This is a genomic window from Streptomyces sp. NPDC001056 (assembly GCF_053598955.1).
This window is the reverse complement of the sequence record NZ_JBSFLI010000001.1, coordinates 374,947-388,325: the sequence shown is the minus strand read 5'-3', so window position 1 is coordinate 388,325 and position 13,379 is coordinate 374,947. Positions and strand designations below refer to the sequence as shown.

Genomic DNA, 13,379 nt, shown 5'->3' with positions numbered 1-13,379 from the left:
CGGGCGGCTCAGTGGTGGACGGCGGTGCGCCGGTCGGCGGGGGCACCGGAGGCGATCGCGGTGGTGCCACGCGCCGTGTCGCGGCGCTCCAGGGCCGCCGAGAGGACGGCGAGGACCAGGGCGGTCGCGGCGAGCGCGGCGCCGACCCAGTTGGGGGCCGTGTAGCCGAGACCGGCCGAGATCACCAGGCCGCCGAGCCAGGCGGACAGCGCGTTGCCCAGGTTGAAGGCGCCGATGTTCACGGCCGAGGCGAGCGTCGGCGCGCCGTGCGCCTGGTCGAGGACGCGCTTCTGCAGCGGCGGGACGGTGGCGAAGCCGAGGGCACCGATCAGGACGATGGTCACGGCAGCCGCGATCTTGTCGTGGGCGGTGAGCGTGAAGAGGGCGAGGACGAGGGCCAGGGCACCCAGCGAGACGTAGAGCATCGGCATCAGGGCGCGGTCGGCGAACCTGCCGCCGACGAGGTTGCCGCCGACCATGCCGAGGCCGAACAGGACCAGCAGCCAGGTGACCGAGCCGTCGGCGAAGCCGGCGACGTGGGTCATCATCGGCGCGATGTAGGTGACGGCCGCGAAGACACCGCCGAAGCCGAGGACGGTCATCGCCATGGCGAGCAGGACCTGGGCGTTCTTGAAGGCGGCCAGTTCGTGGCGCAGGTGCACGCCCTCGGGCCGGGGCAGCTCGGGCACCAGCTTGGCGATGCCGGCGAGGCCGACGACGCCGAGCGCGGCGACGATCGCGAAGGTGACGCGCCAGCCGACGTGCTGGCCGATCAGCGTGCCCAGCGGGACGCCGACGACGTTGGCGACCGTCAGGCCGGTGAACATCATGGCGATGGCGCCGGCCTTCTTCTGGGGCGCGACCAGCTCGGCTGCGACGACCGAACCGATGCCGAAGAAGGCGCCGTGGGCGAGCGAGGCGACCACGCGTCCGATCAGCATGACCGCGAAGGCGGGGGCGAGGGCGGACAGCAGGTTGCCGGCGACGAAGAGGCCCATCAGCAGCATCAGCATCCGCTTGCGCGGGACCTTGGTGCCGAGCACGGTCATCAGCGGAGCGCCGAGGACCACGCCGAGCGCGTAGCCGGTGACGAGCAGGCCCGCCGTGGGGATGGAGACCCCGAAGTCGCCCGCGACCTCGGGCAGCAAGCCCATGATCACGAACTCGGTGGTACCGATTCCGAAGGCCCCGATCGCGAGGGCCAGAAGCGCGAGAGGCATGGGGGGTAACCTTCCCAAACGATTGCATGAGCGCTTTACGTGCTTTGACAATAGTTGCAGACGCTGGCTAATTGCAAGCGCTGGATATTGCGGATGGTGGTCTACCCTGGACGCAGCCGCTCCGGGACGGAGGAGAACGCCCATGACAGCGACGGACCCCGCGCTCACCGCCCTCGCTCAGGGCTGGTGCGCCCTCTCCGCACTGCACGGAAGGATCGAGTCGCACATCGAGCGCGCCCTGCAGGCGGGGCACGATCTCAGCGTGCGCGAGTACTCACTGCTCGACGTGTTGAGCCGACAACACGACGGCGAGGGCGGGCATCTGCAGATGAAGCAGGTCGCCGACGCGGTCGTGCTCAGCCAGAGCGCCACCACGCGCCTGGTGACCCGGCTGGAGGACCGCGGTCTGCTGGAGCGCTACCTGTGCCCCACCGACCGGCGCGGCATCTACACCAACGTCACCGAGGCGGGCCTGCGGCTGCTCAAGGAGGCGCGGCCCACCAATGACACCGCCCTGCGCGAGGCCCTGGACGAGGCTTCGGAGAATGCCGAACTGGCCCCGTTGGTAAGGGTGGTGGAGTCGCTGAACGTGCCCGCATAGGGTGCGGGCATGGGAGAACTTGAGATACGGGCGGCGACCGCGGACGACCTTCCGGCGATCGTCGCCATGCTCGCGGACGATCCGCTGGGCGCGCAGCGGGAGTCCCCGGACGACCTGGCCCCGTACACGGCCGCGCTGAAGCGCCTGGAAGCGGACCCGAACCAGCATCTCGTCGTCGCCGTGCGCGACGGTCGGGCGATCGGAACGCTCCAGCTCACGACCATTCCCGGGCTCTCCCACCGGGGCGCGACCCGTGCGCTCGTCGAGGCCGTGCGCATCCACGCCGACGAGCGCGGCAGCGGGCTGGGCACCGAGCTGATCCGGTGGGCGATCGACACCGCCCGGCGGCTCGACTGCGTGATGGTGCAGCTGACCTCCGACAAGAAGCGTCCCGACGCCCACCGCTTCTACGAGCGGCTCGGGTTCACCGCCTCGCACGAGGGCTTCAAACTGCGCCTCTGACGGCCACGGGCCCCGGGAACAGAACAAAGGGGTCGCGCCTCGTGTTTCACGTGAAACACGTCAACCGAGGCACAACCCCTCTCGCCTGCGGGTTAGTTGATGCCCCGCCATCCCTCCGGGTCCACGCCGCCGGGCACCGGGGCCTCGGGGTCGTACGGCTGCCGGGTGAAGACGAACGAGCCCAGGTCGAGGTGGCTCAGGGATCCGTCCGGCCGTCGCACGGGCCGCAGCAGCTCCCCCGCGTAGTAGCCCTCCAGGCCCGTCCAGGTGCCGTCGCCGTTCGACCGGAAACGGGAGCGGCGTCCGCCGCCCGCCAGGGGGCCGAGCGCGATGAGGCCGTCGGCCGTCACCCGCAGGCCGAAGGCGCCGGTTCCCCAGTACCACTGCCCGGCCAGTTCCAGCACCGCCGGGTCGACCTCGCGCAGCGGACGCCAGGGCTCGGGGATGCGGGGCTCCGCCTCGGCGACGATCCGTACGAGGTCGTCGCCCACCGCGCCCAGGGACGGCCCGCTGGTGCAGTTGGTGAGCACCACCGCGGCCACGTCGTCCTCCACGCTGATGGTGAGGTTCGCCAGGAAGCCGGGAAGCGAGCCGGAGTGGCCGACCAGCAGCCGTCCGTCGCGGGAGTGGAGCTGCATGCCGAGGCCGTAGGTGACCCCGTCCACCACATCGGCGGCCTCGGCCGGCGCCGCCGGGGTCCGCATCTCACGCACCGATTCCGCACCGAGCACCCGCTCGTCGCCACGGGCCAGGAACGCCGCGAACTTCGCCAGGTCCCCCGTCGTCGACCACAGCTGGCCCGCGGACGCCATCCGGCCGAGGTCCTCCACCGGCTCCGGCAGCAGGGCATCGGCCCACGGATGCACCGCCCAGCCGCCCGCGCGCGGGGCCTCCGGCCGGGGAGTGGTCCGGTGCAGGCCGAGCGGTTCGAGGATCTCCCGGCGCAGCACATCCTCCCAGGGCGCGCCACGCAGCTCCTCCACCAGAGCGCCGAGCAGCGTGTAACCGGGGTTGGAGTAGTGGTGCCGGCGGCCGACGGGGTGCAACAGGGGCTGCTCGCCCAGCACATCGCCGAGCTCGGGCCGAAGGGAACCCGGGGTCCGCTCCCACCAGGGTCCGGGCGACTCGGCCGCCACTCCGGCCGTGTGCGCGAGCAGTTCGGCGATCGTGGCCTCCCCCACGCCGGTGCCCGGCAGATGCTTGTCCAGCGGATCGGCGAGGTCGAGCACGCCCTCGTCACGCAGCCGCATCACCAGAACGGCCGTGAAGGTCTTGGTGATCGATCCGATCCGGTACTGCGTGTTCTCGTCCGGCGCGTGCCCGTCCACCGAGCTGCGCGCGCCGTGCCACACGGCCCGCCCGTCCCGCACCACGGCGGCGACCAACGACGGCGCCCGTCCCTCGCTCTGCGCGACGGCGATCCGGTGCAGCAACGCGCGCCGCGTCCCCGGGAGCAGCGCATCCTGTGAAGTCGTCATTCCCCCAGTCCACCCGCTGGATCGCCGGGCGTCGAATCCATTTCCGACCAGTTTCCCGGGGTCGGCCGCACTGGGGGGAAATCCCCCTGCCGCGACCGCACTCGTGCGGACCTGGACGGCAGGGAGGTCGGAGCCATGCCGAAGAACGACACATGCGAGCACCCGAACCGTTGTCGGTGGCATGTGCGACGGTCGGGAGGTGATCAACAGTGAACGCGGCCTCCTGGAGGGCCTGGACGCGGTGGACTGGGCCGAGCTGGGCCACGCGTACGGAAGAGCGCAGGACGTCCCCGAACAGCTCACCGCCTTGTGCGGTCATGACGAGGCCGCACGTGAGAGCGCCTTGAGGTCCCTGTCCGGCAACATCTTCCACCAAGGCACCCGATACTCCGCGTCACCGTACGCCGTGCCCTTTCTGGCTCGTATCGCCCTGGCCGGCCCCCGCGCGGTCCGGGACGAGGTGCTGTCGCTGCTGACCAGACTTGCGATCGACTGGCACGACGAATACGACCTGCCCCAGGGCATCGACATCAAGGCCTGGCGCGCGGCGGCCGCCGAACTGAGCATGGATGAGGCGCTGGCCTGGTACGACGAGCGCATAGCCGTCGAGCCCGACGAGGAGAAGCGCGAAAGGATCAGGGAGATCCGAGCGGAGTGGGCCGCCGGACGGCTGATGGACTCCCGGGCGAGCGCCCTGCTCTCCTACGACGCGGTCCGCGCCGAACTGCCCGGCCTGCTCCCGCTCCTCGACGATCCCGACCCCGCCGTCCGGACCGGGACCGCCTACCTGTCGGCCTGGTTCCCCGAAGAAGCGGCCACCACCCTGCCCCTCCTCCTCGACCGCCTGCGGATCGAGGACTCGGTGACAGTGACCGCCACCGCCCTGGTGGCGGTCGGCCTGCTCGGCGACCTGACTCTCACGCCACGGCTCAGCTCCCACCTGGACGCCGCGGAGCCCTTGATCCGCTGGGCGGCGGCGACCGCGCTGGCCCGGATCAGCAGCGCCGAGGGCACCGACGGGCTCGGCACCGAGCTGACCGAGCGGGTGATCGCCGAGCTCGCCGCGGCGGCGGCCGACCCCCCGAAGCCGGACATCGACTACAACGAGGGCGACCTCCCCGGCTACATCAGTCGCTCTCTTCTGTCGCTCTCCGCCCACGACCGGGAAACCGTGCTCCGCGGTGTGGCCGACTGCCTGACGGTGATGCCCGCCAACCACACGGAATGGACGGCGAAGACCGCACTGGCCGTGGCCTTCGCCGAGCCCTTCCGGCACGGCATCCCCTCGTTCCCCGAACTCACCGAGGGACAGCGACGCCTCCTCCGGGCCTTCGTGAGGTCCGGCCCCTGGGGCGCCTACGGCAAGAAGTTCGAAGAGTCCCTCAGGAACCGGCAGTTGCCCGACAGCAGGGCCGCCCTGCGCGTCTACACGGGCCTTCCGGACGACGGCCACGACGAGAGGACCGAATGCATCTGGTGGTGAGCGCCTGCCCGTGGCCGATCAGGTCTGGGCCATGTCCACGAAGCGGGAGTAGTGGCCCTGGAAGGCGACCGTGATGGTGGCGGTGGGGCCGTTACGGTGCTTGGCGACGATCAGGTCGGCCTCGCCTGCGCGGGGGGACTCCTTCTCGTAGGCGTCCTCGCGGTGCAGCAGGATGACCATGTCCGCGTCCTGCTCGATCGAGCCGGACTCACGCAGGTCGGAGACCATCGGCTTCTTGTCGGTGCGCTGTTCGGGGCCACGGTTCAGCTGGGACAGCGCGATGACCGGGATCTCCAGCTCCTTGGCGAGGAGCTTGAGGTTACGGGACATGTCCGAGACCTCCTGCTGGCGGCTCTCGGCGCGCTTGGAGCCGCCGGACTGCATCAGCTGGAGGTAGTCGATGACGACGAGCTTAAGGTCGTTGCGCTGCTTGAGGCGGCGGCACTTGGCGCGGATCTCCATCATCGACAGGTTCGGGGAGTCGTCGATGTAGAGCGGTGCGGCCGAGACGTCCGGCATGCGGCGGGCGAGCCGCGTCCAGTCCTCGTCGGTCATCGTCCCGGAGCGCATGTGGTGCAGGGCGACCCGGGCCTCGGCGGACAGCAGACGCATCGCGATCTCGTTGCGCCCCATTTCGAGCGAGAAGATGACGCTCGGCAGGTTGTGCTTGATCGACGCGGCCCGCGCGAAGTCCAGTGCGAGTGTCGACTTACCCATGGCGGGGCGGGCCGCGATGACGATCATCTGACCCGGGTGCAGCCCGTTGGTGAGCGAGTCGAAGTCGGTGAACCCGGTCGGCACACCGGTCATCTCACCGCTGCGCGAGCCGATCGCCTCGATCTCGTCGAGCGCGCCCTCCATGATGTCGCCCAGCGGCAGATAGTCCTCGCTGGTGCGCTGCTCGGTGACGGCGTAGATCTCGGCCTGGGCGCTGTTGACGATCTCGTCCACGTCGCCGTCGGCCGCGTATCCCATCTGCGTGATCCGCGTGCCGGCCTCCACCAGGCGGCGCAGCACGGCGCGCTCGTGGACGATCTCCGCGTAGTACTCGGCGTTGGCCGCGGTCGGCACGGTCTGGACGAGGCTGTGCAGATACGCGGCACCGCCGACCTTGTTGATCTCGCCGCGCTTGGTGAGTTCCGCGGCGATGGTGATCGGGTCGGCCGGCTCGCCCTTGGCATAGACGTCCAGGATGGCCTGGTAGATCGTCTCGTGCGCGGGCTTGTAGAAGTCGTGGCCCTTGAGGATCTCCACGACGTCGGCGATGGCGTCCTTGGACAGCAGCATGCCGCCGAGCACCGACTGCTCGGCGTCGAGGTCCTGCGGGGGCACCCGCTCGAAGGCGGAACCGCCGCCGTCCCAGCCGGTGTTGTCCCGGCCCCGGTCGTGCTGGTCGTCACGACCACGGCCGCCCTCGGGTCGCCGACGGGAGGCCGGCAGACGATCACTGGGCCCGCTGTCGGCCCACGGATCGTCCAAGGGCTCGGAAATGCTCACCGAGCCACCTCCTCCCGTCACACGGCGGACCTCGCCGTGTCCTCTTTTGTACGGCACGACACTGACAAATCGAGCGGCCCGACTCCGCTCAAGGCGCGTCGGTTTTGTGCCGTTTCCCGAGCCTCGGAGGGAACGCCCACCGGGGCCCGGAGAAGGAGCGGGCGCCGGACCACGGTAGGCCCGTCGGGGGCGTCAGCCAATCTGGTTATCCACAGGCCATGTGGACGACGGCCCCGATGCTGTGGAGAACTCGCCGAAACCTGTGCACGACCCAGTGGACAGCCCTGTGAACAAGCCCTCCCTCCCCTCCACACCACGTCGCTGACCTGCGCATTCAGCGTCCACCGGCTGTGCAGAAGAAAAACTTTGCCGGTCGGGCCAAGATCGGTTCGAACGGTGCGCGAGCGGACAGCGGCCGGGATCACAAGTAAGGGTCACAACGCAATTGCATCTCTTACCTGTGGACGATTACATTGGCCCCTATGACCCAGGCTCCCGAGATCCCCGTGGCCACCCGCCGGCGGCACGACCGAGAGATCGTCGCGCTGGCCGTCCCGGCCTTCGGCGCGCTCGTCGCCGAGCCGCTCTTCGTCATGGCGGACAGCGCCATTGTCGGCCACCTCGGCACCGCCCAGCTCGCCGGTCTCGGCGTCGCCTCCGCCCTCCTCACCACCGCCGTGAGCGTCTTCGTCTTCCTCGCCTACGCCACCACGGCCGCCGTGGCCCGCCGGGTGGGAGCGGGCGACCGCCAGGGCGCCATCCGCCAGGGCATGGACGGCATCTGGCTGGCACTGCTGCTCGGGATCGCCGTCATCGCGGTGGTCCTTCCGTCGGCTCCCCGCATCGTGGACCTCTTCGGCGCCTCCCCGACCGCGGCCCCGTACGCCACGACCTATCTGCGGCTCTCCGCCCTCGGCATCCCGCCCATGCTCATGGTGCTCGCCGCCACCGGAGTGCTGCGCGGTCTCCAGGACACCAGGACTCCGCTCTACGTCGCCGTCGCCGGCTTCCTCGCCAACGCCGCCCTGAACGCGAGCCTGGTCTACGGCGCCGGACTGGGCATCGCCGGCTCGGCCTGGGGCACGGTCATCGCACAGTGCGGCATGGCGGCCGTCTATCTGACCGTGGTCGTACGCGGCGCGCGTCGACACGGGGCGTCCCTGCGGCCGGACGCGGCCGGCATCCGGGCCTCGGCACAGGCCGGGGTCCCGCTCCTGGTCCGCACCCTGTCGCTGCGCGCGATCCTGATGATCGCCACCGCCGTCGCGGCCCGGCTCGGTGACGCCGACATGGCCGCCCACCAGATCATCCTGTCCCTGTGGAGCCTGCTGGCCTTCGCGCTCGACGCCATCGCCATCGCGGGGCAGGCCATCATCGGCCGCTACCTCGGTGCGGACGACACCCAGGGCGCCCGCGAGGCCTGCCGGCGGATGGTCCAGTGGGGCATCGCCACCGGTTTCGTACTCGGACTGCTCGTCGTGGCCGCCCGGCCGCTCTTCCTCCCGCTGTTCACCGGTGATCCGGTGGTCAGGGACGCGGCGCTGCCCGCGCTGCTGATGGTGGCGTTGTCGCAGCCCGTCTGCGGGATCGTCTTCGTCCTGGACGGCGTCCTGATGGGCGCGGGCGACGGGCCGTACCTGGCCTGGGCGATGCTGCTGACCCTGGCGGTGTTCGTACCGGCGGCCCTGCTCGTCCCGGCGCTCGGCGGCGGCCTGACCGCGCTCTGGGCGGCGATGACGCTGATGATGACCGTCCGCATGGCGACCCTGTGGTGGCGTAGCCGCTCGGGCCGCTGGCTCGTGACGGGCGCGACCCGCTGACCGTTTCACGTGAAACATCCGGCGGTGCCCCTCGTGCCCCGGGCGTGGGAGAGGGGCCGTACCCGCGATGGGTACGGCCCCTCTCCCAGCTGCTCAGACCGAGCGCCGGGTCACGCCGAGACGACCTCGATGTTGACCTTGGCGGCCACCTCGGGGTGCAGACGCACGGACGTCTCGTGGGCGCCCAGGGTCTTGATCGGGGCGGACAGCTCGATGCGGCGCTTGTCGACCTCGGGGCCACCGGAAGCCTTGATCGCGGACGCGATGTCAGCCGGGGTGACGGAGCCGAAGAGACGACCGGCGTCGCCGGAGCGAACGGCCAGACGGACCTTCACGCCTTCGAGCTGGGCCTTGACCTGGTTGGCCTGCTCGATGGTCTGGATCTCGTGGATCTTGCGCGCGCGACGGATCTGCGCGACGTCCTTCTCGCCACCCTTGGTCCAGCGGATAGCGAACTTCCGCGGGATCAGGTAGTTGCGAGCGTAGCCGTCCTTGACGTCGACGACGTCGCCGGCGGCACCGAGGCCGGAGACCTCGTGGGTGAGGATGATCTTCATGAGTCGGTCACCCTTCCCTTATCGCGCGGTGGACGTGTAGGGCAGCAGCGCCATCTCACGGCTGTTCTTCACGGCCGTGGCGACGTCACGCTGGTGCTGCGTGCAGTTGCCGGTCACGCGGCGGGCACGGATCTTGCCGCGGTCGGAAATGAACTTCCGCAGCATGTTCGTGTCCTTGTAGTCCACGTACGTGACCTTGTCCTTGCAGAAAGCGCAGACCTTCTTCTTCGGCTTGCGCACAGGCGGCTTCGCCATGGTGTCTCTCCTGTGTGATCAAGAAGTGTGGGATACGAGCCCTTAGAAAGGAGGCTCGTCCGAGTAGCCGCCGCCGCTGCCGCCGGAGCCACCGCCCCAGCCGCCGCCACCACCCTGGTTGCCACCGGCGGGAGCGCCGGTCGCCCACGGGTCGTCGGCCGGAGCGCCGCCACCCTGCTGGCCGCCACCGGGGCCACCGCCCCAGCCGCCGCCACCCTGGCCGCCACCGCCGCCGTAACCGCCCTGGCCACCGCGGCCGCCGCCACCGCCGGAGGTCTTGGTGACCTTGGCCGTGGCATTGCGCAGGCTGGGGCCGACCTCGTCGACGTCCAGCTCGTAGACCGTGCGCTTGACGCCCTCACGGTCCTCGTAGGACCGCTGCTTCAGCCGGCCCTGCACGATCACGCGCATGCCTCGCTGGAGCGACTCGGCGACGTTCTCCGCCGCCTGGCGCCAGACCGAGCAGGTCAGGAACAGGCTCTCGCCGTCCTTCCACTCGTTGGTCTGACGGTCGAAGGTGCGGGGAGTGGACGCGACACGGAACTTCGCGACCGCCGCACCGGACGGGGTGAAGCGCAGCTCGGGGTCGTCGACAAGATTGCCGATGACCGTGATGACGGTCTCGCCTGCCATGGGGGAACCTCTCGGCGGGTTTGCTGCTGGCTGCTTGCTGCTACTCGAATCCCGGGATCAGCTGAGCCGGGGCTCAGTGCATCTCGGGACGGAGGACCTTGGTCCGGAGGACCGACTCGTTCAGGTTCATCTGGCGGTCGAGCTCCTTGACGACCGCAGGCTCGGCCTGCAGGTCGATGACCGAGTAGATGCCCTCGGGCTTCTTCTTGATCTCGTAGGCGAGACGACGACGGCCCCAGGTGTCGACCTTCTCCACCTTGCCGCCGCCATCGCGGACGACGGACATGAAGGTCTCGATCAGCGGGGAGACAGCGCGCTCCTCCAGATCGGGGTCGAGGATGACCATCACCTCGTAGTGACGCATGTGGAACCCACCTCCTTTGGACTCAGCGGCCACGGTCGTTCCGTGGCAGGAGGGTCGTAATGCGTTCGCAACGGTATCGGCCGGCACTGACAATCAGGGGTTTCCACTGACGATCAGGGCTCCGCGGGGATTCCCCGCCGCGGATCCGGGCAGACACCGGTGCAGACGGTACAGACTACCCGCACACCCGCTTCCGGTTGAAATCCGGCCGTGAGGGCCGTCAATCTGTACACGTCGGGTGTGTACGGCGCTACGATGCGCCGCCTTCCGCAGGAGGTGCCCTATGGCACAGGCTTTGCAGCCGAACACCGCCGGATCCCTCTTCGCCACCGACGGCAAGACCCATCCGCTCCCGGACATCCTGATGGCCGTGACGCTGGTCCTGGGCCTGCTGTCCTTCATCACCGCGTTCTTCCCCGGCCTGCACCTGCTCACGTCCTGGGCCGGTCTGGTCGGAATCCTCACCGGCGCGTACGGGCAGTGGGTCTCCGTGACCACGCGCGAACGCTTCGGGCTGATACTGGGCCTCGGCGCCTCCGGAGTCGGCCTGCTGATCGGCATGTCGAACGGCGGACTGTTCGGCGGACTCTTCTGAGGCGGGCTCTTCTAAGCCGTCCGCCCCATCGGGGCGCTCACCGGGCGCAGTAGGCTTCGGCGCGAGAGCCGGAGCCCCTGTACCCATGGGGACACACCAGCCCGAGGAGCGCCCCGACATGAGCCTGACCCTGAGGACCATCAGCCGCGAGCAGCATCTGGCCTACATCCAGAGCCTGCCGGCGGCGAGCCACATGCAGGTCCCGGCCTGGGCAGACGTCAAGGCGGAGTGGCGTTCGGAGAGCCTCGGCTGGTTCGACGAGCGCAGCGGTCAGCTGGTCGGCGTGGGCCTGGTCCTCTACCGCCAACTGCCCAAGATCAAGCGCTACCTCGCCTATCTGCCCGAGGGCCCGGTCATCAACTGGTACGCGCCGAACCTGGACGACTGGATCCAGCCGATGCTCGCGCACCTGAAGCAGCAGGGCGCCTTCTCCGTGAAGATGGGCCCTCCGGTGATCATCCGGCGCTGGAACGCCGAGACGATCAAGAAGGGCATCCAGGACCAGGACGTCAAGCGCCTGCGCGACCTGGAGGCCGACTACATCGAGCCGCGCGCCTTCGAGGTCGCCGACAAGCTGCGCCGCATGGGCTGGCAGCAGGGCGAGGACGGCGGCGCCGGCTTCGGCGACGTGCAGCCCCGCTACGTCTACCAGGTGCCGCTGGCGAACCGCTCCCTGGAAGAGGTCCACAAGAACTTCAACCAGCTGTGGCGCCGCAACATCAAGAAGGCCGAGAAGGCCGGCGTCGAGGTCGTCCAGGGCGGCTACCAGGACCTCGCCGAGTGGCAGCGGCTGTACGAGATCACGGCTGTGCGCGACCACTTCCGGCCGCGCCCGCTGTCGTACTTCCAGCGTATGTGGACGGCCCTCAACACCGAGGACCCCAACCGCATGCGGCTGTACTTCGCCCGGCACAACGGCGTGAACCTGTCCGCGGCCACGATGCTGATCGTCGGCGGGCATGTCTGGTACTCCTACGGCGCCTCCGACAACATCGGCCGCGAGGTCCGTCCCTCGAACGCGATGCAGTGGCGGATGCTGCGCGACGCCTACGCGCTCGGGGCGACCGTCTACGACCTGCGCGGCATCTCCGACTCGCTGGACGAGTCCGACCACCTGTTCGGCCTGATCCAGTTCAAGGTCGGCACGGGCGGACAGGCCGCCGAGTACCTGGGCGAATGGGACTTCCCGCTGAACAAGCTGCTCCACAAGGCGCTCGACATCTACATGTCGCGCCGCTGAGCCGCCGGCGTTTGATTCCATAGGGTGCACAGCACTCACACCCCCGATACACCTCAGCCACGAGAAAGGGTCCGGGTCCGGCCATGGCGCTCACGCTCTACGTCGACACCGCGCGCTGGCGGGCGCACCACAAGCACGTGCAGGAGCAGTTCCCGGGCCTGGTCCCGGTCTGCAAGGGCAACGGCTACGGCTTCGGGCACGAACGGCTCTCGGAGGAGGCCACCCGGCTCGGCTCGGACCTGCTCGCCGTCGGCACCACGTACGAGGCCGCGCGCGTCAAGGACTACTTCGGCGGCGACCTTCTGGTGCTGACGCCCTACCGGCGCGGCGAGGAGCCGGTGCCGCTGCCCGACCGGGTCGTCCGCTCGGTCTCCTCGATCGACGGCGTGTACGGCCTGGTGGGCGCCCGCGTCGTCATCGAGGTGATGTCCTCGATGAAGCGGCACGGCATCAGCGAGCAGGATCTGCCGCAGCTGCACCAGGCCATAGAGAACGTCCGTCTGGAGGGCTTCGCCATCCATCTGCCGCTGGACCGCACCGACGGCTCGGACGCCGTCGAGGAGGTCATCGGCTGGATGGACCGGCTGCGCGCGGCCCGGCTGCCGCTGCACACGATGTTCGTCAGCCACCTCAAGGCCGACGAACTCGTGCGGCTCCAGCAGCAGTTCCCGCAGACCCGGTTCCGCGCCCGTATCGGTACGCGGCTGTGGCTGGGGGACCACGAGGCCACCGAGTACCGCGGCGCCGTCCTGGACGTCACACGGGTGACCAAGGGCGACCGGTTCGGCTACCGGCAGCAGAAGGCGGCCTCCGACGGCTACCTGGTGGTCGTGGCGGGCGGTACGTCGCACGGGGTGGGCCTGGAGGCCCCGAAGGCCCTGCACGGCGTCATGCCGCGCGCCAAGGGCGTCGCCCGCGCCGGTCTGGCCACGGTCAACCGGAACCTCTCCCCGTTCGTCTGGGGCGGCAAGCAGCGCTGGTTCGCCGAGCCGCCGCACATGCAGGTGTCGATCCTGTTCGTCCCCTCGGACGCCCCGGAGCCCAAGGTCGGCGACGAGCTGGTGGCCCATCTGCGGCACACCACCACGCAGTTCGACCGCATCGTGGACTGCTGAGGCCCCTCTCACGGGCCGCTGACCGACAACAGCGGGAAGGCCGTACACGGTTCCGTGTA

At 69.8% G+C, this 13,379-nt stretch carries 14 protein-coding genes; 7 read left to right on the top strand and 7 right to left on the bottom strand.

Annotated elements, in window-relative coordinates; translation table 11 throughout:
• Positions 1-8 precede the first annotated feature (8 nt).
• Positions 9-1,220, bottom strand: coding sequence for an MFS transporter (locus ACWDD7_RS01775; protein WP_450455672.1), 1,212 nt, complete (start codon positions 1,218-1,220; stop codon positions 9-11).
• Between the two features lie 142 nt (positions 1,221-1,362).
• Here ACWDD7_RS01775 and ACWDD7_RS01770 point away from each other — a divergent pair, with 142 nt between their 5' ends.
• Entirely contained in the window at positions 1,363-1,821 is a 459-nt protein-coding gene (locus ACWDD7_RS01770; RefSeq protein ID WP_351867179.1) for a MarR family winged helix-turn-helix transcriptional regulator, read from the top strand.
• 9 nt (positions 1,822-1,830) lie between these two features.
• Positions 1,831-2,283: a GNAT family N-acetyltransferase gene (locus ACWDD7_RS01765; protein WP_450455670.1), complete on the top strand. Its 453-nt coding sequence runs from the start codon at positions 1,831-1,833 to the stop codon at positions 2,281-2,283.
• A gap of 92 nt (positions 2,284-2,375) precedes the next feature.
• On the opposite strand, the gene ACWDD7_RS01760 is transcribed toward ACWDD7_RS01765, so the two are convergent.
• Positions 2,376-3,761: a serine hydrolase domain-containing protein gene (locus ACWDD7_RS01760; protein WP_450455669.1), complete on the bottom strand. Its 1,386-nt coding sequence runs from the start codon at positions 3,759-3,761 to the stop codon at positions 2,376-2,378.
• Positions 3,762-3,960: 199 nt separating this feature from the next.
• Between ACWDD7_RS01760 and ACWDD7_RS01755 the strand changes: the two genes are divergently transcribed.
• The gene (locus ACWDD7_RS01755; protein ID WP_450455667.1) at positions 3,961-5,244 is read left to right on the top strand and encodes a HEAT repeat domain-containing protein; all 1,284 of its coding nucleotides are present in this window, start codon (positions 3,961-3,963) and stop codon (positions 5,242-5,244) included.
• A gap of 18 nt (positions 5,245-5,262) precedes the next feature.
• Here ACWDD7_RS01755 and dnaB read toward each other — a convergent pair whose 3' ends face one another.
• Positions 5,263-6,741: a replicative DNA helicase gene (gene dnaB / locus ACWDD7_RS01750; protein ID WP_285556564.1), complete on the bottom strand. Its 1,479-nt coding sequence runs from the start codon at positions 6,739-6,741 to the stop codon at positions 5,263-5,265.
• A 482-nt stretch (positions 6,742-7,223) separates the two neighbouring features.
• On the opposite strand from dnaB, the gene ACWDD7_RS01745 reads away from it, so the two are divergent.
• On the top strand, positions 7,224-8,561 hold the full coding sequence (locus tag ACWDD7_RS01745; RefSeq protein ID WP_450455666.1) for an MATE family efflux transporter: 1,338 nt from the start codon (positions 7,224-7,226) through the stop codon (positions 8,559-8,561).
• A gap of 110 nt (positions 8,562-8,671) precedes the next feature.
• Here ACWDD7_RS01745 and rplI read toward each other — a convergent pair whose 3' ends face one another.
• The 4 genes from rplI to rpsF form a co-directional block, all read right to left on the bottom strand.
• Positions 8,672-9,118, bottom strand: a complete 447-nt coding sequence (gene rplI / locus ACWDD7_RS01740) for a 50S ribosomal protein L9 (protein ID WP_285556568.1) — start codon at positions 9,116-9,118, stop codon at positions 8,672-8,674.
• 18 nt (positions 9,119-9,136) lie between these two features.
• Entirely contained in the window at positions 9,137-9,373 is a 237-nt protein-coding gene (gene rpsR / locus ACWDD7_RS01735) for a 30S ribosomal protein S18 (protein ID WP_003949403.1), read from the bottom strand.
• A gap of 42 nt (positions 9,374-9,415) precedes the next feature.
• Positions 9,416-10,006: a single-stranded DNA-binding protein gene (locus ACWDD7_RS01730; RefSeq protein WP_351867200.1), complete on the bottom strand. Its 591-nt coding sequence runs from the start codon at positions 10,004-10,006 to the stop codon at positions 9,416-9,418.
• Between the two features lie 73 nt (positions 10,007-10,079).
• A complete protein-coding gene (rpsF, locus tag ACWDD7_RS01725; protein WP_351867203.1) occupies positions 10,080-10,370 on the bottom strand; it encodes a 30S ribosomal protein S6 in 291 nt (96 codons plus the stop codon).
• A gap of 283 nt (positions 10,371-10,653) precedes the next feature.
• On the opposite strand from rpsF, the gene ACWDD7_RS01720 reads away from it, so the two are divergent.
• The 3 genes from ACWDD7_RS01720 (at position 10,654) to ACWDD7_RS01710 (ending at position 13,320) form a co-directional block, all read left to right on the top strand.
• Complete coding sequence (locus ACWDD7_RS01720; RefSeq protein ID WP_351867205.1) at positions 10,654-10,965, top strand: hypothetical protein; 312 nt, start codon at positions 10,654-10,656, stop codon at positions 10,963-10,965.
• A 118-nt stretch (positions 10,966-11,083) separates the two neighbouring features.
• Positions 11,084-12,205 (top strand): lipid II:glycine glycyltransferase FemX, encoded by a 1,122-nt coding sequence (locus ACWDD7_RS01715; RefSeq protein WP_392212278.1) that lies wholly within the window; start codon positions 11,084-11,086, stop codon positions 12,203-12,205.
• Positions 12,206-12,288: 83 nt separating this feature from the next.
• Complete coding sequence (locus ACWDD7_RS01710) at positions 12,289-13,320, top strand: alanine racemase (RefSeq protein WP_351867211.1); 1,032 nt, start codon at positions 12,289-12,291, stop codon at positions 13,318-13,320.
• Positions 13,321-13,379 lie beyond the last annotated feature (59 nt).

Coding starts and splice junctions, on each gene's coding strand:
- ACWDD7_RS01710 (WP_351867211.1), top strand. CDS start 12,289: ATGGCGCTCACGCTCTACGTCGACACCGCGCGCTGGCGGGCGCACCAC.
- ACWDD7_RS01775 (WP_450455672.1), bottom strand. CDS start 1,220: ATGCCTCTCGCGCTTCTGGCCCTCGCGATCGGGGCCTTCGGAATCGGT.
- ACWDD7_RS01770 (WP_351867179.1), top strand. CDS start 1,363: ATGACAGCGACGGACCCCGCGCTCACCGCCCTCGCTCAGGGCTGGTGC.
- ACWDD7_RS01730 (WP_351867200.1), bottom strand. CDS start 10,006: ATGGCAGGCGAGACCGTCATCACGGTCATCGGCAATCTTGTCGACGAC.
- ACWDD7_RS01715 (WP_392212278.1), top strand. CDS start 11,084: ATGAGCCTGACCCTGAGGACCATCAGCCGCGAGCAGCATCTGGCCTAC.
- ACWDD7_RS01745 (WP_450455666.1), top strand. CDS start 7,224: ATGACCCAGGCTCCCGAGATCCCCGTGGCCACCCGCCGGCGGCACGAC.
- rplI (WP_285556568.1), bottom strand. CDS start 9,118: ATGAAGATCATCCTCACCCACGAGGTCTCCGGCCTCGGTGCCGCCGGC.
- rpsF (WP_351867203.1), bottom strand. CDS start 10,370: ATGCGTCACTACGAGGTGATGGTCATCCTCGACCCCGATCTGGAGGAG.
- ACWDD7_RS01720 (WP_351867205.1), top strand. CDS start 10,654: ATGGCACAGGCTTTGCAGCCGAACACCGCCGGATCCCTCTTCGCCACC.
- ACWDD7_RS01765 (WP_450455670.1), top strand. CDS start 1,831: ATGGGAGAACTTGAGATACGGGCGGCGACCGCGGACGACCTTCCGGCG.
- ACWDD7_RS01760 (WP_450455669.1), bottom strand. CDS start 3,761: ATGACGACTTCACAGGATGCGCTGCTCCCGGGGACGCGGCGCGCGTTG.
- rpsR (WP_003949403.1), bottom strand. CDS start 9,373: ATGGCGAAGCCGCCTGTGCGCAAGCCGAAGAAGAAGGTCTGCGCTTTC.